The sequence below is a fragment of the Prevotella scopos JCM 17725 genome (assembly GCF_018127785.1).
GTDB classification, from domain to species: domain Bacteria; phylum Bacteroidota; class Bacteroidia; order Bacteroidales; family Bacteroidaceae; genus Prevotella; species Prevotella scopos.
In genome coordinates, this window is record NZ_CP072390.1 from 949,092 (window position 1) to 971,255 (window position 22,164).

At 40.6% G+C, this 22,164-nt stretch carries 16 protein-coding genes and 1 pseudogene; 11 read left to right on the plus strand and 6 right to left on the minus strand.

The features are described 5' to 3' along the window. Positions 1-163: 163 nt before the first annotated feature. Entirely contained in the window at positions 164-1,789 is a 1,626-nt protein-coding gene (groL, locus tag J4856_RS09380) for a chaperonin GroEL (protein ID WP_025838071.1), read from the minus strand. A 114-nt stretch (positions 1,790-1,903) separates the two neighbouring features. Further along, entirely contained in the window at positions 1,904-2,173 is a 270-nt protein-coding gene (locus J4856_RS09385; protein ID WP_025838069.1) for a co-chaperone GroES, read from the minus strand. 222 nt (positions 2,174-2,395) lie between these two features. Between J4856_RS09385 and J4856_RS09390 the strand changes: the two genes are divergently transcribed. The 7 genes and pseudogenes from J4856_RS09390 to J4856_RS09420 all read left to right on the plus strand — a co-directional run bounded on the left by J4856_RS09390 (position 2,396) and on the right by J4856_RS09420 (position 9,303). Next, the gene (locus J4856_RS09390; protein ID WP_025838067.1) at positions 2,396-3,103 is read left to right on the plus strand and encodes a DNA alkylation repair protein; all 708 of its coding nucleotides are present in this window, start codon (positions 2,396-2,398) and stop codon (positions 3,101-3,103) included. 283 nt (positions 3,104-3,386) lie between these two features. Then, the gene (locus J4856_RS09395) at positions 3,387-4,298 is read left to right on the plus strand and encodes a glycosyltransferase family protein (protein WP_025838065.1); all 912 of its coding nucleotides are present in this window, start codon (positions 3,387-3,389) and stop codon (positions 4,296-4,298) included. Positions 4,299-4,458: 160 nt separating this feature from the next. Beyond that, positions 4,459-5,496 carry a DHH family phosphoesterase gene (locus J4856_RS09400; RefSeq protein ID WP_025838064.1) on the plus strand — a complete coding sequence of 346 codons (1,038 nt, stop codon included), beginning with the start codon at positions 4,459-4,461 and terminating at the stop codon, positions 5,494-5,496. Positions 5,497-5,555: 59 nt separating this feature from the next. Continuing rightward, positions 5,556-6,065, plus strand: a complete 510-nt coding sequence (locus tag J4856_RS09405; protein WP_065367779.1) for a nitroreductase family protein — start codon at positions 5,556-5,558, stop codon at positions 6,063-6,065. Between the two features lie 294 nt (positions 6,066-6,359). Next, a complete protein-coding gene (locus tag J4856_RS09410) occupies positions 6,360-6,737 on the plus strand; it encodes a YccF domain-containing protein (RefSeq protein ID WP_025838062.1) in 378 nt (125 codons plus the stop codon). A gap of 112 nt (positions 6,738-6,849) precedes the next feature. Continuing rightward, a complete protein-coding gene (locus J4856_RS09415; protein WP_025838059.1) occupies positions 6,850-7,515 on the plus strand; it encodes a hypothetical protein in 666 nt (221 codons plus the stop codon). A 127-nt stretch (positions 7,516-7,642) separates the two neighbouring features. Next, positions 7,643-9,303: pseudogene (locus tag J4856_RS09420) on the plus strand (IS1182 family transposase). Between the two features lie 103 nt (positions 9,304-9,406). Here J4856_RS09420 and J4856_RS09425 read toward each other — a convergent pair. After that, positions 9,407-9,811, minus strand: a complete 405-nt coding sequence (locus J4856_RS09425) for a hypothetical protein (protein ID WP_025838057.1) — start codon at positions 9,809-9,811, stop codon at positions 9,407-9,409. Positions 9,812-9,963: 152 nt separating this feature from the next. Between J4856_RS09425 and uvrA (J4856_RS09430) the strand changes: the two genes are divergently transcribed. Next, entirely contained in the window at positions 9,964-12,840 is a 2,877-nt protein-coding gene (gene uvrA, locus J4856_RS09430) for an excinuclease ABC subunit UvrA (protein ID WP_065367777.1), read from the plus strand. A 169-nt stretch (positions 12,841-13,009) separates the two neighbouring features. Here the strand turns inward: uvrA (J4856_RS09430) and J4856_RS09435 are convergent, their stop codons facing one another. The 3 genes from J4856_RS09435 to J4856_RS09445 are packed head-to-tail and all read right to left on the minus strand — an operon-like array spanning position 13,010 to position 16,732. After that, complete coding sequence (locus J4856_RS09435; RefSeq protein ID WP_025838054.1) at positions 13,010-14,539, minus strand: peptide MFS transporter; 1,530 nt, start codon at positions 14,537-14,539, stop codon at positions 13,010-13,012. A 24-nt stretch (positions 14,540-14,563) separates the two neighbouring features. After that, complete coding sequence (locus tag J4856_RS09440; RefSeq protein WP_025838052.1) at positions 14,564-15,313, minus strand: porin family protein; 750 nt, start codon at positions 15,311-15,313, stop codon at positions 14,564-14,566. A gap of 27 nt (positions 15,314-15,340) precedes the next feature. Beyond that, positions 15,341-16,732 (minus strand): PBP1 and LysM peptidoglycan-binding domain-containing protein, encoded by a 1,392-nt coding sequence (locus J4856_RS09445; RefSeq protein ID WP_025838050.1) that lies wholly within the window; start codon positions 16,730-16,732, stop codon positions 15,341-15,343. A 213-nt stretch (positions 16,733-16,945) separates the two neighbouring features. Between J4856_RS09445 and J4856_RS09450 the strand changes: the two genes are divergently transcribed. From J4856_RS09450 to J4856_RS09460, 3 genes are all read left to right on the plus strand, one after another. After that, the gene (locus J4856_RS09450; protein WP_025838047.1) at positions 16,946-17,629 is read left to right on the plus strand and encodes a T9SS type B sorting domain-containing protein; all 684 of its coding nucleotides are present in this window, start codon (positions 16,946-16,948) and stop codon (positions 17,627-17,629) included. A 113-nt stretch (positions 17,630-17,742) separates the two neighbouring features. Further along, entirely contained in the window at positions 17,743-20,571 is a 2,829-nt protein-coding gene (gene uvrA / locus J4856_RS09455) for an excinuclease ABC subunit UvrA (RefSeq protein WP_025838045.1), read from the plus strand. 154 nt (positions 20,572-20,725) lie between these two features. Further along, on the plus strand, positions 20,726-21,913 hold the full coding sequence (locus tag J4856_RS09460; RefSeq protein ID WP_065367776.1) for an AGE family epimerase/isomerase: 1,188 nt from the start codon (positions 20,726-20,728) through the stop codon (positions 21,911-21,913). Positions 21,914-22,164 lie beyond the last annotated feature (251 nt).

Consider the following 22,164-nt stretch of genomic DNA (forward strand, 5'->3'; position numbering starts at 1 on the left):
AAACTAAATTTAAATCATTTTTGTATGATATGACTCACAATAGACCTGTTACTTGGAAATATCATACCTTCATCTAAAATCGAAGAATTAATTATATTAATGAAAAAGGAAGACACCTTTCGATGCCTTCCTTTTATCTATAATGTGTTTGAATATACATGTATTACATCATGCCACCCATACCTGGAGCTGCTGGCATTGCTGGAGTATCCTCTACTTTATCAACGATGAGGCACTCAGTTGTCAAGAACATGCCAGCAATTGAAGCTGCATTCTCAAGAGCAACGCGTGAAACCTTTGCTGGATCGATAACTCCTGCTGTACGAAGATCCTCGTAAACATCCTTGCGAGCATTGTAACCATAGTCACCCTTTCCTTCGCGAACATTATTTACTACTACTGCACCTTCACCACCAGCATTAGCAATAATCTGACGGAGAGGCTCCTCAATAGCACGGCATACGATATTGATACCAGTCTGCTCGTCTGCGTTCTCACCCTTAAGGTCCTTCAATGCCTCCTGAGCACGGATGTATGTGGTACCACCACCAACGACAACACCCTCTTCGATAGCGGCACGAGTAGCACAGAGTGCATCGTCAACACGATCCTTCTTCTCCTTCATTTCTACCTCAGAGTTAGCACCTACATAGAGAACGGCTACACCACCAGCAAGCTTAGCCAAACGCTCCTGCAACTTCTCCTTATCGTATGAACTTGTTGAAGCAGCAATCTCATTCTTAATCTGAGCTACGCGATCTTTGATAGCATCCTTAGCACCAGCACCATCAACAATTGTTGTATTATCTTTAGAGATGGTAACCTTCTTAGCTGTTCCAAGCATCTCAATCGTTGCCTTATCCAATGAAAGGCCCTTTTCCTCGCTGATAACTACACCACCAGTCAATACTGCAATATCTTCGAGCATAGCCTTACGACGGTCGCCAAAGCCTGGAGCCTTCACTGCACAAATCTTCAATCCTGCACGCAAGCGGTTCACAACCAATGTTGTCAAAGCCTCTGAATCAACATCCTCAGCAATCACCAACAATGGACGACCGCTCTCTGCAGCAGGCTGAAGGATTGGAAGGAAATCCTTAACATTTGAAATCTTCTTATCATAGATGAGGATATATGGGTTCTCCATTTCACACTCCATCTTATCTGTATCTGTTACGAAGTAACCAGAGAGATAGCCACGATCAAACTGCATTCCCTCAACAACTCCAATACTTGTCTCACGAGTCTTGCTCTCCTCAATAGTGATAACACCATCCTTAGAAACTTTACGCATTGCATCAGCAAGCAACTTACCAATTTCTGGGTCGTTGTTAGCACTTACGGTAGCAACCTGTTCAATCTTATCATAGTTGTCACCAACAACCTCTGCTGAGTCCTTGATATGCTCAACAACCTTTGCAACAGCCTTATCGATACCGCGTTTGAGGTCCATTGGGTTAGCACCTGCTGTAACATTCTTCAAGCCTTCTGTGACAATAGCCTGTGTAAGGATGGTTGCAGTAGTTGTGCCATCACCTGCATCATCACCAGTCTTGCTAGCAACACTCTTAACAAGCTGTGCACCTGCATTCTCAAAGTTATCTTCGAGCTCTATCTCCTTAGCTACTGTAACACCATCTTTTGTAATCTGAGGAGCACCAAATTTCTTACCAATAACAACATTACGTCCCTTAGGGCCGAGTGTTACCTTTACAGCGTTTGCCAATTGATCTACACCACTCTTCAAAAGTTCACGTGCATCTGTATCGAATTTTATCTCTTTTGCCATTTTCTTTATTCTTTTTTTAACTAATTGTTTTCTGCTTTTATCTTTTAAGCTATACCATCATTTCTAAGTATCTCTTTTTTATAAAAGCTGTTTTCTTTTAGGAAAAATATGTGCTTAGCCAACAACTGCTAGCACGTCACTCTGACGCATGATTAAATATGTCTCTCCATCATTCTCAAGCTCAGTACCAGCGTACTTGCCATAGAGAACCTCATCACCAACTTTCAGAATCATCTCTTCTTCCTTTGTACCATTACCAACGGCTACCACCTTACCACGTTGTGGTTTTTCTTTGGCAGTATCTGGGATAATAATACCACCAACTTTCTCTTCTGCCTGTGCTGGAAGCACGAGGACTCTGTCTGCTAAAGGTTTAATTGTCATAATTGTTATGTTTTAAGATTTTAATTTCCAATTCCTTTACGACCTATAAAAAGTCGTTTTGCCTTACGTTATACGAAAACTATGCCAAAACGACTTACTGACAGTTGTAAAAACATTATCTGACAACCTGTCAGTTTATTCATAGTAATTAAACTAAAACCAAAATAAAAAACTATCTTTGCAACTGACAATGAATAATGGTAAAACAACAAATGACTTACTATGACGCAGATTAATAAAACCATAACACAAGAACTCCAATCACTTTCAAATGCTGAGAAACGAGAGATCTTTCCAAAATTTTTCAAGGCAGGCAAAGGACAATACGGAGAAGGCGATCGTTTCTTAGGCGTTACCGTACCTAATATCAGAACGATTGCCAAACGGCACAAAGAGATTTCACTTGAAGAAATAAGAGAGTTGCTAGAGTCAGAATGGCACGAAGTGCGTCTTTGCGCCTTAATTATTATGGTAGAAACCAGTAAGAAAAAAGATGAGACCTTACGACAGAAACTATTTGACCTCTATCTATCGCAAACCAATCATATCAACAATTGGGATCTCGTTGACTTATCTTGTCACCACATTGTTGGTGAATATCTGCTCGACAAGTCACGTGATATTCTTTATCAGCTTGCTCAAAATCGATTATTATGGGATAATCGTATTGCGATTGTATCAACTTACGCCTTTATCCGCAAAGGACAATTAGAAGATACCTATGCGCTGAGCGAATTGATGATGCATCATCCACACGACTTAATGCACAAGGCAATTGGTTGGATGCTACGTGAAGCGGGGAAGCGAGATTCCGACCGCCTTTACGATTATATTATGAGCCACAGAGCAGATATGCCACGCACCATGCTACGTTATGCAATAGAGAAGTTCTCACCCATAGAACGTTCTATTCTCATGAAGCGTGCCTAACATCTATCTTTTCTTCCCCCACCCCATCACGCATTTGCTAGGGCATAATACTTTGAAATAATAAGCTACTAGTTATGTAGAAGATGAAAGGAGAAAGAAATATAGACAAGAAAATGATGTTGATTATTAGGGTAGAAATAAGGAATTAATTTAAACGTGAAGAAGTTAAGAACAAACAACAAGCTAAACGCTCATAATTCACAACACAAAATAATAAAATATCCTATATTTTTCTTACCTTTGCATTCAGAACATAATATTAATTTAACGATAGAAAAAGAAAATGAAACCTACATTATTACTTCTTGCGGCAGGTATGGGAAGCCGCTACGGCGGGCTGAAGCAGCTCGATGAGCTAGGACCTAATGGTGAGACCATTATGGACTATTCTATCTATGATGCTATTCAGGCTGGATTTGGAAAGATTGTTTTTGTTATCCGCAAGGATTTCGAGGAGCAGTTCCGTAGTCAGGTTCTGTCAAAGTATGAGGGTCATATCCCTACAGAACTTGTCTTCCAAAGCATCGATGCATTGCCTGAAGGGTTCAATGTTCCAGAAGGGCGTGAGAAGCCATGGGGTACGAACCATGCTGTATTGATGGCTTTACAAGTTATCAGAGAGCCTTTCTGCGTTATCAACTGCGATGATTTTTATAATCGTGACTGCTTCAAAGTAATAGGTAAGTTCCTTGCTGACCTTCCAGAAGGTTCTACAAATAAGTATGCAATGGTTGGTTTCCGCATAGGTAACACGCTGAGTGAGAATGGTACTGTTGCTCGTGGTATCTGCTCAACTGATGCTAATGGTAACCTTACGACAGTTGTTGAACGTACAGAGATTGAACGCCGTGATGGTGAAATCAAGTATAAAGACGATAATGGAGAGTGGGTTGCTGTTGATGAGAACACTCCTGTATCTATGAATGTATGGGGCTTCACACCTGACTACTTCGACTATAGTGAGGCTTACTTCAAGGAATTCCTCTCTGATCCAAAGAACATGGAGAACAAGAAGTCTGAATACTTCATTCCATTGATGGTAAACAAACTCATCAACGATGGCACATCAACAGTGAAAGTACTTGACACTACCAGTAAGTGGTTTGGTGTAACTTACGCAGCCGACCGCCAGGGTGTGGTTGACAAGATTCAGTCACTAGTTGACGAGGGTGTATATCCTGCTAAATTGTTCTAACACATAACCCCTGCCTGGGTACTACCTCCGCATACATTCTTCGAAATCCTTCAAGGTGTAAGACGGATATTCAGGCAGGGGTCTATATTTCTCTCACTTGTACACACTATGGCATAATTGCCAAACAACTTTCAAACACTCATCAAAGCTCATTGCTATAATGGAATTAAACCTACTGAATAAAGAAGAACTTGCAGCACTTCGCAACCTTCTCTCCAATGCAAAAAACATCGTAATCTGTGCTCATAAATCACCTGATGGTGATGCAACAGGTTCGTCGTTGGCGTGGATGCATTATCTAAACCAAATTGGCAAGGCAAACGTTAAGGTATGTATGCCTGATGCAACACCTGATTTCTTGCATTGGCTCCCAGGACATAATTCCGTTATTCGTTATGATAGACGACCAAAGGAGGTTGAGAAAGTTTTCAAGGAGGCTGACCTCGTTTGCTGTCTCGACTTCAACCAAAGTTCACGTGTTGATGCAATGCAAGGAGTTTTGGAGGCTTCAACAGCTCTTCGTCTGCTCATTGATCATCATTTAGAGCCTGAGACGAACAATGCACTGACAATTTCTCATCCTGAAATGTCAAGTACATGTGAGATTGTCTTCCGCCTGATTAGTCAGTTAGATGGCTACGAGAAGATGACAACCCAATGTGCATCCTGCATTTATTGTGGTATGATGACCGACACAGGTGCCTTCACCTATAATTCGTCACGCCCAGAGATATTCTATATTATCGGTCAACTTCTTGCAAAGAATATTGATAAGGACGAGATTTATAACCGTGTATTCCATAACTATTCTACCAACGCTCTCCGTCTCCGAGCTCACATTATTCTCAACAAGATGAAAGTAATTGAGGAGTTACACGCATCCTATTATACAGTAACAAAGGAAGAAATGACACAATTCCATTTCATTAAAGGTGACATGGAAGGGCTTGTAAATATTCCACAACAGATTAAAGGACTAAAACTAAGTATATCTTTGCGCGAAGACACTGAGAAGCCAAAGACCATCCTCGTGAGTCTCCGTTCATGCAACGGATTCCATTGTCAACCAATGGCAGCAAAGTTCTTTAATGGCGGAGGGCATGCTGACGCCTCTGGAGGCAAATTAAATTGCACCATCGAAGAAGCTGAACAAATCGCCATCAAAGCAATATTATATTATAAGGAAGAGTTGAAATAAGCAGAGAATCATCTCTACTCTACACTATCCTCCTCACCATATAGATTTAACCACACATCATGAACATTTTAGAACTCTCTCAAAAACGTTTTTCCGTACGTAAATACAGTGACATTCCTGTGTCAGAAGAGGACTTAAGTTATATCCTTGAGGTGACACGTATGGCACCATCAGCTGTCAATAAACAGCCATGGAAATTTGTTGTCATAAAGTCAGAAGAGTCACAAAAGAAACTTCATGAATGCTACAATCGTGAATGGTTCAAGTCAGCACCACTTTACATCATCTGTATGCGTGAGGTTGAGAAGAACTGGATCCGGTCAGAGGATAACAAGCAGCATGGTGATATCGATGTGGCCATTGCAACTGAACACCTATGCCTAGCTGCCACTGAACGTGGTTTAGGCACTTGTTGGGTATGTAACTTCAATGTTGCCAAACTGAAAGAGACCTTTCCATATCTAGGTTTTGAGCCAGTTGTCATCGTACCTGTTGGTCACCTTGCTGACGACTGTCCAACGAATGAGAAGAAAAGAAAGCCACTAGAAGAAATAATAGACATCATTTAGTCCGTAAGGAAATCTTCGTTACCAGTAAATAATTAGTCATAAGTTTATTAATAAAAGCTTGAAATAAAGATTTATAATGGTAATCATAAATAACTTCTTCATCCTTTATCAGATAAACAGATAGTAAACATCTTCTTAAACATTACTAATATAATACAGGACTTGTTAGTAAAAAGGTTGACACAAGCTGAAGATAACAAGTTACAAAGTGTCAATCATATTTGAAACTTAAATTATTAAACATAAAAGCAGAAGAAGAATCTGCATATTATCATTTAAATTCATAAATAAATTATGCGTATTCTGGGAAACATCATCTGGTGGATATTTGGCGGATTAGAGGCTGCTATCGGTTATTTTACAGGTAGTTTAGCACTTGCCATCACCATTATCGGCATACCAGCTGCAGTACAAACATTCAAGCTCGGACTCTTGTGTCTATGGCCTTTTGGGGCAGAAGTGAGAGAAGGAGAAAGTCTTTCAGGCTGTATCACCATTCCACTCAATATCATTTGGATAATCTTTGGTGGTTTTTGGGCATGTCTTACCCACATCTTCTTTGGACTACTTCTTGCCATCACGATTATAGGTATTCCTTTTGCAAAGCAACACTTTAAAATGGCAGGTCTGTCCCTTGCTCCATTTGGTAAAGATGTTGAACTTCACCTTTAGTTCAAAGATTAAAATAAAGGTATTTTAAAAACATTTGAATTAAATTCTTTTAATTCCTTGGTAGAACTATTAAAAGTCAGTATCTTTGGCAAAAACAAAGGAGAAAAAGCCCATGATTACGCAAGACAACTTCAACCAGGAATATGCTGACCCTATAGAGGAACAGCAAATCCGCCATTTCGTGTGCATGGAGATGGGACGACAGATTCACAGATACATCAAAGCAATGCACGGCAGCAAACAACAGATGTTACGCTTTGAAGAGCATCTGAAAGACCTACCTATGAAGGAAAAGGAGGCTGCTATTGCACGATACATCGACTTAAACCGCAAGGCTATCAAAGGATTAGACATGAAGATTGTCTTAGCTCGTGCGATGGCAAACTACTCTGACACCTTCGATTACCTCGTAACATTGGTCAACGATAAACGAAAGATGGTGAAGTATCTGAACCTTATACGTGAGATTTACATTCAGTATCATGAGGTTATCGAACGAAAAGGGAAGTTTGGTATTCTCGATCACAGAGGACGTACACTCGTTGAACCGAAGTATGAGTTCCTTCGTACTTGTTATGTCTATGTTGACGACTTGCGAACAATGCCACTCATAGCACAAATTGATGGGAAGCTTGGCTTAATACTCCCTGACGGGAAGGATACCATTGTGGCACCATTCGTCTATGATAGTATTTCGTTGAGAGACGAACCACCTTACTTTGAAGCAAAGAGAGGAAACAAGAAAGTTCTGCTTAACACAGATGGTGAAGAGCAATAGATTAGAAAAGAGGGTGTGTCAAAATGTACACATCCTCTTTTTTATGCACAAAGCCCCGACTTTCTCAAGCCAGGGCTTTGCTATTTCCTAAAGTTTTTGTACCTTTAGGCATACAAAAAATCTCATTATGGCAAAGGTACACTTTCGTTCTTACATACACAAGAAAATGATTCTTTTTCCTCAAAGAATCGATAAGGATATCGCAGAAGATGACCCTGTTCGTCTTTTAGATGCCTTGGTGGATAATCTTATGTTGGATAATGTCTACAAACTTTATAAACCCAGTGGTCGCAAGCCTTATCATCCACAAATGATGCTCAAGGTGATTCTTTACGCTTACATGAATAATATCTATTCCTGCCGTCGTATAGAGTCGCTTCTCAAGCGTGACATTCATTTCATCTATCTGGCAGGATATGAGCAGCCTGATTTTATTACCATCAATCGTTTTCGTAATCGTGTGAAAAAGGAAATCAACAATATATTCACACAAGTCGTATTAATACTTGCAGCCAAAGGTTTGATAAGTCTTGACGTTGAATATATTGACGGCACAAAAATAGAATCGAAAGCCAACAAGTATACCTTCGTTTGGAAGAGAACCGTGGAAAAGAACCGCACCAAGTTGCAGGAACAAATACGCACACTCTTGCTTCAGGTTGATGATGTCATAGCGCAGGACAATGCCGCTAAAAAGAAGGTATTGAGTTCACTGCAGCTCTGCTCGATGAGATATCCGAGGAATTGAACAAGTCTTTGGAATCAATCCCTAAACCTAAGACAAAAGAAGAGAAGCAGGCTGTTAGAACCAAGAAAAAACAGCTTAAAGAGCTTGAGAAGAAACGTAATAAACTCCAGGAGTATGACCAACACCTTGAGATTATGGGAGAGAGAAACTCCTACAGCAAGACCGACCCTGATGCCACGTTTATGCACATGAAGGAGGACGCTATGCGGAACGGACAGACTAAGCCTGGATATAATCTGCAGATAGCAACGGAGAACCAGTTCATCACCGACTTTGCACTCTATGCCAATCGTACCGATACACTCACACTACCTTCTTTCTTGGAGTCCTTCAAATCACGCTATCATCGTTATACCAAGACAGTCGTAGCTGATTCAGGGTATGGCTCCGAGGAGAACTATCTGTTCATGGACGTACATAATATGGAAGCCTATGTGAAGTATAACTACTTCCATAAAGAGCAGCGTCCACGCCACACACCTAACCCATTCAGTCCCGCAAGCCTTTATTATAATAAGGAACAGGATTTCTACGTCTGCCCTATGGGACAGCATATGAAGCGTATAGGCATGAAGCGTTCCCTAACCTCTAACGGATTCGTTACTTACAGCGTACGTTATCAGGCAGAACGCTGTGATGGTTGTCCGTTGAGAGGCTCATGTTTTAAAGCAAGAGGGAACAGAATTATAGAAGTAAATCACCAACTACAGCACTATAAACAAAAGGCACGGGAACTACTGACCTCGGAAGAAGGCATCAAGCATCGAGGACGAAGGTGCATAGAACCTGAAGCTGTTTTTGGACAAACAAAATATAATAAAGCCTACAAGAGATTTAGGCATTTTGGAAAAGACAAGGTCAATATGGACTTTGCCTTCTTCGCTATTGCCTTTAATATAGGGAAAATGTGTAGAAAAACCAATCTCAAGGAACTAAAAGCCGTTATGGAGCTACTTTTAGTCACCTTCAGATGCTGTATACAAGTTTATATAGGTTATTTAAAGCCCAATAAATCATTTTATATGAAATTAGCAGCATAGCCGCAGTAAATAATGAATTATGTGGTAGACAAGGTAAAGGAAGAATAAAAAAGAGGATGTGTCCATTTTGACACACCCTCTTTGATATTACAATGTAAACAATTTAAATCTTCTTCAACAAAGCAGTTAAACCTTGAAGCTGCTCCTGCCACATAGAAATTTTACTATTAACCTTATCGAGATCAACACCCTGATTTAATTCTGGTGAATCACGTTGCTGCTGTAACAAGCTGATATACTGATTTATCAATGCAATCTTTGCCTTAACAGTCTTCTTCTTTGGATAGCCACGCTTATCAACCTCTTTCTGATACTGTTCAGAAATTGCGTTGATTTGCTGACCACACTCTTCATACTGGCTTAACCACTGCTGGTAAGCTGCACTATTCTGCTTGTTCTCGAACTGTGTAGTATTAGCAGATTCACCTATCTGCACGTATGAACTTTGTGCCATACCCATCATTGGAAGGGCCAACAAAGCTATAACCAATAATTTCTTAACTCTCATAATTGTATCCTTTAAAAATAAAATATCAGCTGCAAATATAAAGTAAATATCAGAAAGAACCAACGATTTTTTGTAAATTTGCATATTGCTCTTCATCCTTTAAATCACTTTTAAGAGTATGAAAGGATAAATGTAGAATAAAGTTGAAAAATATGAATAAATATATTGAGGTAAAAGGTGCTAAGGTTAACAACCTAAAAGATATAGATGTAAAAATCCCTCAAGGTCAGTTTGTTGCTATCACTGGCGTATCAGGTTCTGGTAAGTCATCACTTGCCTTCGATACTCTCTATGCTGAAGGACAACGCCGATATGTTGAGAGTCTTTCAGCTTATGCGCGTCAGTTCTTAGGAAGAATGGCTAAACCTGAGGTAGATTTCATCAAAGGACTTCCCCCTGCCATAGCTATTGAGCAGAAAGTTATCTCACGTAATCCACGCTCTACAGTGGGCACTTCAACAGAAATATACGAATACCTTCGTCTGCTTTATGCTCGTATAGGTAGAACTTTCAGTCCTATCTCGGGTGAAGAAGTGAAACATCATTCTGTTGAAGACGTCATTGAAAAGGTGATGTCTTATTCGGAAGGAACAAAGTTTTGTATTCTTGCTCCTCTTCACATCATTGAAGGAAGAAGCGTACAAACTCAACTTGAAATGGAGATGCAGGAGGGCTATGCACGTATCTATGTGGATAATGACTTTATTCGCATAGAAGATTGGCTTGAACAAAATCCTGTTGATGAGAGAAATAAAGGCAAAACAAAGGACAAAGACATACAGATTTATCTCGTTATTGACCGTCTATCGGTTGATAAGTCTAAAGAGACATTGAGCCGACTTACCGATTCTTGTGAGACAGCTTTCTATGAGGGCAACGGCAATATTCAACTGATGATACTCCCAGCTAAGCTCACTTATGACTTCTCAACTCGCTTCGAAGCAGACGGCATTCGCTTTGAGGAACCAAACGACAATATGTTTTCGTTTAACTCTCCCCTTGGCGCCTGTCCTACTTGCGAAGGTTTTGGCCGCGTTATAGGAATTGATGAGAAGTTAGTTATACCCGATTCTTCTCTGTCTGTCTATGATGGTTGCGTACAATGTTGGCATGGTGAGAAGATGGCAACATGGAAAGATGAGTTCTGCAGACGTGCTGCAAAAGACACCTTCCCTATCTTCAAGCCTTATTTTGAACTAACTAAAGCGGAGAAGGAAAGCCTTTGGAAGGGTCTTCCAAGCGACAGAAAGAAAGACATTCACGATCGTATCTGCATTGATACTTTCTTCCAAATGTTGAAAGAAAACCAATACAAGATTCAATACCGCATCATGCTCAGTCGTTATCGTGGTAAAACTGTTTGTCCAGACTGCCATGGTACAAAGCTAAAGAAGGAAGCAACATGGGTTAAGATAGGCGGTATGGCTATCACTGACCTTGTTGATATGTCAATTATCAACCTTAAAAAATGGTTTGACAATCTTGTACTAACAGAGCATGAACAGGAAGTTAGTAAGCGATTGATGACCGAGATAACAAGTCGTCTTCAGTTCCTATTGGACGTAGGATTAGGCTATCTAACGCTTAACCGCCAATCCAACTCGCTGAGTGGTGGTGAAAGTCAACGCATCAATCTCACAACTTCATTGGGTTCTTCTCTAGTTGGTTCACTCTATATACTTGATGAACCTTCCATCGGTTTGCATAGCCGAGACACTGACCGACTTATTCACGTACTCAAAGAACTTCAAGCATTGGGCAACACGGTAGTTGTCGTGGAACATGACGAGGAAATCATGCGTGCTGCCGACTACCTGATTGACGTTGGGCCTGATGCAGGACGACTGGGTGGTGAAATTGTATTTGAAGGTAAGGTATCAGATATCAAGTCTATAGAGGGTGATATCAAAGAGAAAAAGAATTTGAAGTCGAAGCAATTGTTGGAGCAATATCCTCATTCCTATACCATTAAATACCTGACAGGAACCGAAGTTATCGACATACCTGCAAGTCGCAGACCATGGAATATGGCGATAGAACTGAAGGGAGCTCGCATGAATAATCTTAAAGGTATTGACGTTAAGTTCCCACTGAATGTCTTTACCGTGGTAACAGGTGTCAGCGGTAGTGGAAAATCTTCGCTAGTGAAAGGTATTCTCTACCCTGCTCTAAAACGTCATTTAGACGAAGTTGCTGACACACCAGGTGAATATTCAGCCATTACTGGGGACTGGAAGCAGATAAAACACGTGGAGTTTGTGGATCAGAACCCTATCGGTAAGAGTACGCGCTCTAATCCCGCAACTTACGTGAAAGCATACGATGAAATCAGAAAGCTATTTGCAGACCAGCAATTGTCTAAGCAGATGGGCTTCACACCACAATATTTCTCATTCAACACAGAAGGTGGTCGCTGCGAAGAATGTAAGGGTGCTGGTGTCATTACGGTAGAGATGCAGTTTATGGCAGACCTTGTATTGGAATGTGAAGAATGTCACGGACAGCGTTTCAAACATGAAATTCTTGACGTACAATTCGAAGGAAAGAATATCAATGATGTTCTAAATATGACAGTATCTGAGGCTATTCAGTTCTTTGGTGAGCACAAGCGCAAAGCTATTGTCAACCGCTTAAAACCTCTGGAGGATGTCGGACTGGGGTACATCAAACTTGGTCAAAGTTCATCTACCCTATCTGGTGGTGAGAACCAACGTGTGAAACTTGCTTATTTCATTGGACAAGAACAGCAAGAACCAACGCTTTTTATCTTCGACGAGCCTACGACGGGTTTGCACTTCCACGATATCCAGTGTTTACTTCATGCCTTCAATGCCCTCATCGATCGTGGACACAACATATTGGTTATTGAACATAACCTCGATGTTATCAAATGTGCTGACCACGTCATCGACCTTGGTCCAGATGGTGGTGATAAAGGTGGATACCTCGTCATTGCCGGTACACCAGAGGAAGTGGTACATTGCAAAGAGAGTCTAACAGGTAAGTATTTGATTGAAAAACTAAAATAGGATAGATTTGTAGTATTGTGTTGTACAGAAGATGAATGATAACCTAAAAGATTCAAACTATGTACAACAACAATACTGCTTATATATTGCGCTATGATAAAAAGGCTGAACCCGTACTTCGAGTTCAGCCTTTCATTATATCACGATCAATAATTAAATAAGCGTCTTCTTATGCAACTTTCTCCAAGCGTTTCATCATAAGGAACATGAAACCTGCTGAGAGCAGACATAGAACAATGAAAACAGACCATACGACTGTCAAAGGAAGATCGTTCCACAAGTAACCACCAACACTGACAAGTAAGTTACCGATGGCGGTAGCAACAAACCATCCACCCATCATCGCACCCTTGTACTTTGGAGGAGCAACCTTACTTACGAAGCTAATACCCATAGGGCTAAGCAGTAACTCACCGAAGGTAAGCACGAGATAGGTACCAATCAACCAGTTACCAGAAGCAAATGGAACTGCTTCACCTGCAGCCTTAGCAGCAGCCTGTTCGTTAGGAGTAAGCAAGCCACGTGATGCCAAAACCATAAGTAGATAGGCACTACCAGCGACAATCATACCATAAGCAATCTTACGAGGAGCTTTAGGTTCTTTGCCCTTAGCTGCTAAAGCACCAAAAATGGCCATACTTATAGGAGTCAAAGCTACCACATAGAATGGGTTAAACTGCTGGAATATAGGAGCACTTATGTCAACTGGACCACCAATGTTATTATATTTATAGACTAAAATACCAGCTGCAGCCAGGAAAACTACTGCTGAAATCAACTTAGCTTTAGAAGTCTTTCCTTGGAAAAATGACATTGAACTATAAACCATAAAGATAATCATCACAAGGTTGATTACATCAAATTCCATTGTCTGAACACCCTCTGCCTTAGGATTAACAAACTCATCAGCGAAGTAAGTCAATGTAAGACCATTCTGATGGAACGACATCCAAAAGAAAATAACGACAGCAAAGACAAGACAAAGTGCAACAATACGCTCCTTGGTTTGCTGTGGAGTAAGTTCTTCTTCAACAACTGTAGTATTAGCTTTCTTACTCTTACCTACACCAGCTTCAACATGTCTGAAAGTGCTACGGAAAGCATAATAAATCATCATTGACACAATTAATGATACACAAGCAACCGCAAAAGAGAAGTGGTAGGCATCATTACCTGAATAACCAAGTGATGTTTCTGCCCAATCTCTAATTCTTACAGCTGCAGTAGGAGCAAAAAGTGCACCAATATTAATTGCCATGTAGAAGATTGAGAATGCAGAGTCACGCTTTGCAGATAATTCTGGTGTATCATAAAGATTACCCACCATTACTTGTAAGTTACCTTTGAATAAGCCCGTTCCAAAACTAATCAGAAACAGAGCAGCCAGCATTGCTATAAAAGCAGTCACTCCTCCACCCAATGGAATAGACAAGAAAAGATAACCGGCAAACATGACAATGATACCAATAGTCACCATCTTTCCATAGCCAAATTTATCAGCCATGATACCACCAATCAATGGCAAAAAGTAAACTAAGCCAAGAAAAATACTATAAATCAGGCCAGCAGTATCAGCAGATAATCCGAAATTGGCTCTTAAAAATAAAGAAAACACAGCTATCATAGTGTAATAGCCGAAACGCTCACCAGTATTGGCTAATGCCAACGCATACAGTGCTTTAGGTTGGTTTTCAAACATAATGATAAAATTATAGGTTATTAATTACTTTGTTTTTACAATGTCAAAAAGATAAGTAGCCTTAATGACTATATTACCATAGTTAGACTTACCGAAATAGTCTTTCTTTGAACTGCCATAGATATTACCTAGTCCATAGTAATAACGAGCATCAAGCAAGAAATGTCCTACGTGGCTGTTGCTATATTCCATTCCTAAGCCAGCCGCAATGCCATAGTCTAATTTCTTTTCAACAGCCATTGATTCCTGTGCTATTGTCGCATTACTTCTCCCAGTACCATCGGTAGCAAGGTTAGGCGTATCGTAGTTCTTAGAAGTTGATTCACCAAGATAAATTCCTAATTGTGGTCCTGCTTGAATGAAGAAGTTAAAACCATTCTGCTCACGTCCCCATGCAAGGTGTGCCAAAACAGGTATCTGAACATAGTTTATGGTTCGTGAGTATTCTTCAGCCAAGCCATTGGAGTTAATTACAGGCTGATCGGTACCAGTCAGTATCTTCTCTTTCCATCCAATTGAGGCATAGTTAACCTCACCATAGATAGAACAAATGGTATTGAAATACTTCTCACAAACATAACGCAAACTTAAACCAGCAGTAACTCCACCATGTAGAGACTGTCTTACACTCGGCGTAAAACCCACGTTAGAGAGTATATAACCACCATTTACACCGATAGCAAAGTCGTTACGATGATCTCCTATTTGCGCTGCAACTGACAACGGCAACGCAAATAGGAAGATAACTAATATTCTTGAGATTCTATTTTTCATCTTTGAAGTAAGGCTCTCTTCTATAAATTAATAGACAAGATTCTCCATGGTCTGGTCTGTCTTAAAATGAACCAGTTGGAAATTGTCATTCATATATCCACCCTGTCCCACACGAACAAAGTCATAACGTGTCTGCAAAGGACGATACTTTACTTCCGAAGCAGCTCCGTTGAAGTTCTTTCCAATTGTCTTCAAGCCACGTACAAAGAACTGTGCCATATCGTAACCAATAAGTGCCATACGAGGAATATACTGCCTTGCCATAGGCTCTCCGTATTGTTCTATATACTTAGCTTCCAATTCTTTAGTTTTATCCGCTGCCTTATTATAATAATAGGTAGATGGGATATAGGTATTATACTTGAAGTATTGGTCGAGGTAATAGTCCTGATAAACAAACCATTGGTTATACCCATAAAGGCTGATTGCCACACCAGGACGTGTCTTCTTTAATTGCGCTAACTTAGCAAAGACCTCATTTAGCTGTGGACTCTTCTCTGAATTAAGAATTACAACATTAGGACGAGTTGCGTCAAAATGCTTTGAGAATTCTGCATTTGACGACTTTGTGCTTGTAAGATCATACTTTATCTTCTGTAAATCAAGCTGTTTCCTCAAACTTGTTATGAAGTCACCCACCTGACTTGCAGGATCCTGACAATTAATAAAGATAGGATGAAACGATTTCTGGAAGCGCTCTAAATAAGCAGCAATAGACTTGTTTATCAACGATGCTTCAGGCTGATAAACTTGGAAGATATTAGGATTTGTCTCAACATCATTACCTGTTATTGAGAATGGAATCACAAGCTTAATATCATACGCACGACAAAAATCAGCCAATGGCTTTACTTGCTCAGAATAAAGAGGACCAAAGATAATATCTAACTTTGAGGTATTTGGCTCAAGTAAGGTTTTGCGGATATCAGCACCCTTTGGAACATTCCACGCGTGCACATCTGTAGTAATTCCTTCACTCTTGAGTTGATTCAGAGCTAATAACACACCACGATAGAACTCTACCATTCGTTTTCCATCACCATCCTGATTATGCAAAGGAAGCATAACACCAACACGAATCGTATTCACAGCCTTTACTGGAGCCTGAACAACAGCTGGCTTAGTAGCTGCTTTCTTGTCTGTTTTACCTTTTACGGAGCCATCTGAAAGGAAGTCACCTTCCTTTGAATAAGGAACAAAAATCAAATCACCTTTCTTCAACTCATATCCTGGCTGCTTCATTGATGGATTAGCATCAAGAAGCTGTGGGATAGTTACCCCATACTCTTTCGCAATACCAAAGATTGTTTCCTTGCGTTTTATCTTATGTTGATCACGCCATTGAACACTTTGTGCCATCACACAGTAACTGAAAGTCACTGCTAAAAACAACATAAGATATCTTAAATATTTTTTCATATGCTTACTTTGATTTCGAATAGTAACAAATTACAACTGCAAATATACAAAAGAAATCTGTAATCAAAAGATGTAGAATGATAAAAAACACAAAAACACAGTTCCACTATTATTATAATGTGCTGGCTAGTGCTTTTACTTGTTTGTATGGGAAAAATTATGTAAATTTGCACGATTATACATTTTCAAGGTAACATTAAACAAACGATTGGAATGGAACAATATAAACTCAGAATATTTGGTGTGATGCTGTCGATGCTACTTCCTGCTATAGCATGGACACAAAATTGTCAACCATCAGGTAAATATACCGATGCTAATGGAGAAACAAATACAATTGCAGCGGGTGATACCTATGTTGGTTCAGCTCCTCTAACAATTGCATTCTCAGCTAATCCGCTCACCCCAAACAATACGTCCACTAATTACGAATGGCATTTCTTCAATCAAAAGAATCCTCGTTCAGCCTTTCTTATCCGTTATGATGAGAATACAGAATACACCTTCACAGAGGCGGGAACAACAAGGGTTATCCTCTATGAGATTCTCAATGGGGACACTACACGCTATAATGCTATCAGCTTCTCTATCAGTGAGAGCAGCCTTCAAATGCCTAATGCCTTCTCTCCTAATGGCGATGGTATCAATGATGTCTATCGTGCAAAACCAGGATATAAAAGTATTGTTGAGTTCAAAGCTATCATATTCAATCGCTGGGGACAAAAGATTTATGAATGGAACGACCCTGCTGGTGGCTGGGATGGCAAATATAAAGGAAAAGATGTAGCACAAGGAACTTACTTCGTCAACGTCACTGCTAAGGGAGCTGATGGAAAAGAGTTTCATATCCGTCGAGATGTCAACCTCCTTAGAGGATATACGCAGAATACAAGATGAGGAAGTAATGAATATTAGTCATAAATTAAATTCTTATTAATTGACTATTATTTCATAAAAGAACAACTAAGGATTCAACTATCCATCAACACTCAACACATTAGCACTCAATAATGAAAGAAAAAATAGAAGTCTTCGGAGCCAGAGTACATAATCTGAAGAATATAGATGTAACCATCCCACGCAACTCACTTACAGTTTTTACCGGACTATCTGGTTCGGGAAAGAGTTCGCTTGCCTTCGACACTATTTTCGCTGAAGGACAGCGTCGCTACATTGAGACCTTCTCGGCATACGCACGCAACTTCCTTGGAAATATGGAGCGTCCTGACGTAGATAAGATTATAGGACTCTCTCCTGTTATCTCAATTGAACAAAAGACAACGAATAAGAACCCTCGCTCTACCGTTGGAACAACTACCGAGATATACGATTTTCTCCGACTTCTCTTTGCTCGTGCAGGTGAAGCTTACTCTTACATGAGTGGTGAGAAGATGGTAAAATATACGGAGGAGAAGGTGGTTGATATGATTATGTCTGATTATCAAGGTAGAAAGATACACATCCTTGCCCCACTCATCCGCAATCGTAAAGGTCACTATCGTGAACTCTTTGAGCAAATGCGTCGCAAAGGTTATCTGTATATACGCATAGATGGAGAGATAGAGGAACTTACGCGTGGCATGAAAGTAGATCGTTACAAAAACCATAACATCGAAGTTGTTATCGACAAGATGAAGCTTGGTGGTACGGAGAATGATACCCTACGTGAGCGTTTAGCAAAGACGGTTTCAACAGCAATGAAACAGGGAGAAGGTTTGATTATGATTCTTGATAACGAGCGTAATGAAGCTAAATACTTTTCTAAACGACTGATGGACCCTATCACAGGTATTGCATATAAAGATCCTGCACCAAACATCTTCTCATTCAACTCTCCAGAAGGAGCCTGCCCTCAGTGCAAAGGCTTAGGAGTCATTGATGAGATAGACTTAAAGAAGGTTATACCAGATGACAAACTAGACATTCATAGCGGTGCAATTGTTCCTTTAGGGAAATACAAAAACCAGATGATATTCTGGCAGATAGATGCATTACTAAAACATTATGATTGTAGTCTGAAAACACCAGTTAAAGACATTCCAAAAGAGGCAATGGATGAAGTCTTGTATGGTTCACTTGAAAAGTTGAAGATTGCCAAAGAGCTTGTTCATACCACTTCTGATTACTTTGTATCCTTTGATGGCATCATAAAGTACCTCCGCACAGTTATGGAGAATGATGACTCATCAACAGGAAAGAAATGGGCAGACCAGTTCATAGCTGAAGTACGATGTCCAGAATGTCATGGTCACCGACTAAATCGTGAGACATTGTCGTATAAAATATGGGACAAAAACATTGCCGACCTTGCAGAAATGGACATCACAGAGTTGAAAGGTTGGATTGATCATGTTGAGGAACACATGAATGAGAAGCAACTTACGATTGCCGTAGAAATCATAAAAGAGATTCGTAAGCGTATAAACTTTCTATTGGATGTGGGTCTTGACTATCTTGCATTAAATCGTCAGAGTGCCACCCTCTCTGGTGGAGAGAGTCAGCGTATCCGTCTTGCAACGCAGATTGGTTCGCAGTTGGTTAACGTGCTTTATATTCTTGACGAGCCTTCCATTGGTCTGCATCAATGCGATAACGAACGTCTCATTAATTCACTTAAGGAACTACGTGATATGGGGAATACCGTCATCGTTGTGGAACACGACGAAGACATGATGCGTGTCGCTGACTGGGTAATAGACATCGGGCCAAAAGCTGGTCGCAAAGGTGGGGAGGTTGTCTTCCAAGGAAAGCCTACTGATATGCTTAAGACGCATACACTCACAGCACAATACCTGAATGGTGCACGTGCTATCGAAATACCTAAGGAACGTAGGAAAGGCAATGGAAAGACCGTCCAACTCATTGGTTGTAAAGGTAATAACCTCAAGGATGTAAACGTAACCTTCCCACTTGGTGAACTGATTGTAGTCACTGGTGTGTCAGGTTCAGGAAAGAGTACACTCATCAATGAGACTTTACAGCCTATCCTTTCACAACACTTCTACCGCTCACTAAAGCGTCCAATGCCTTACGGAAAGATTGAAGGCATAGACAACATAGACAAAGTGGTGAATGTTGACCAAAGTCCGATTGGACGTACACCACGTAGCAATCCTGCCACTTATACAGGTGTTTTCTCAGATATTCGTCAACTCTTCGTCAATCTTCCTGAAGCAAAGATTCGTGGTTACAAACCGGGACGATTCTCATTTAACGTGAAGGGAGGACGCTGTGAAACCTGTGGCGGAAATGGTTACAAAACTATTGAAATGAACTTCTTACCTGACGTGATGGTACCTTGCGAGGTATGTCATGGCAAACGTTATAACCGTGAAACGCTTGAAGTACGCTTCAAAGGCAAGTCAATTGCTGACGTATTAGATATGACAGTCAATATGGCGGTTGAGTTTTTTGAGAATGTTCCGCAGATATTACCAAAGATAAAGGCTTTACAGGATGTTGGATTAGGCTATATCAAACTTGGACAAAGTTCCACTACCCTCTCTGGTGGTGAGAGTCAGCGTGTAAAGTTAGCGACAGAACTCGCTAAACGTGATACTGGTAAGACGCTATACATTCTTGATGAACCAACAACCGGTTTACACTTTGAAGATATCCGTATCTTAATGGATGTGTTGCAGAAACTTGTGGACCGTGGCAATACTGTTATCATCATCGAACATAACCTCGATGTCATCAAACTTGCCGATTATATTATTGACATGGGGCCAGAAGGTGGTCGTGGTGGTGGTCGTGTGCTGAGTTGTGGAACACCAGAAGTAGTGGCAAAAAATAAGGAGAGCTACACTTCTGAATTCCTTGCGAAAGTGCTAAAATAAGCTTTATATGATTCATGGAGTAACGGGAGATTCAATTCTTTTATTTGGATAAGAGATAAGTTCATCCAAGACACCTATTGCAAACAGATACTTTTCTTCTGCATTACTTAATCAACAATTTAGAAATAGAATATTGTCTATATCACCTAAAATTATGGATAAAAAAGAATACTTACGTTCATGGGCTGAAACCTACAAGAACGACCTAACAAACAACATTATGCCTTTCTGGTTGAGCCATGGTTGGGACAAGGAGAATGGCGGTATATACACCTGTTTGAATCGTGATGGTTCATTAATGGACACGACAAAGTCGGTATGGTTCCAAGGACGATGGGCTTTCATCTGTGCCTTTGCATACAACAATGTAGAAAAGAATCAGGAATGGCTTGAAGCAGCTAAGTCTGCCATCAACTTCATAGAGAAGCATTGCTTTGATGAGAATGGACACATGTATTTTGAGGTAACAGCAGAGGGCAAGCCACTGCGTAAGCGTCGCTATGTTTTCTCAGAGACATTTGCAGCGATAGCTTTTGCCGAATACTCTTTGGCAACAGGTGACAAACACTATGCAGAAAGAGCGTTACAGGTGTTCCACGATGCACAGCGTTTTCTCTCTACTCCGGGCTTCCTTCCATCTAAGTATGAGGCAGGTGTAGAGATGCAGAGCCATTCTATCATTATGATTCTCATCAACGTTGGCTCACGTTTACGTGCAGTGATTGACGATCCAACACTAACCCAGCAGATTGATGATTCTATCTCATTGCTCCGTCGCTACTTCATGCACCCAGAGTTTAAGGCATTGCTTGAAACAGTCGGTCCAAAGGGAGAATTCATTGATACCAATGCAGCACGTACCATCAACCCTGGTCATTGCATTGAAACGGCTTGGTTTATTATGGAGGAAGCGAAGTTACGCAACTGGGATAAAGACTTACTCGACACCGCCCTCACTATCTTCGACTGGTCATGGGACTGGGGATGGGACAAGCAATATGGTGGTATCATCAACTTCCGAGACTGCCGCAACCTCCCACCACAAGACTACTCGCAGGATATGAAGTTCTGGTGGCCACAGTGCGAGACAATCATTGCATCTCTCTATGCTTACCTTGGAACAGGCGACGAGGAGTATCTTTATCGTCATCAGCGTATTAGCGAGTGGACATACGCCCACTTCCTAGACCAAGACTACCCTGAGTGGTACGGTTACCTCCATCGTGATGGAACCGTTGCACAACCTGCAAAGGGTAATCTCTTCAAAGGTCCTTTCCACATTCCACGTATGATGATTAAGGGATATATGCTCTGCCAGGAGATACTGAAGACAATGGAATAATATAAGAAATTAAGACATAAAACAGAAACTCCCATAATCCTACCAACTTCGGTAGCGTTATGGGAGTTTTATTATAAAGACTTGTGAGAGAACAAAGCTGGAAAACGAATCGTGTGAGCTGTTTGTCCCTGAATAGTAAGACATTACTACCATGTATCTGAATGTTTACTATCACTCGCTATTGTACTGATATCCTACTGAAATGGTGCGGAGGCTTAACACGAGTTGTGCGGAGGCTTAACACATTTGGT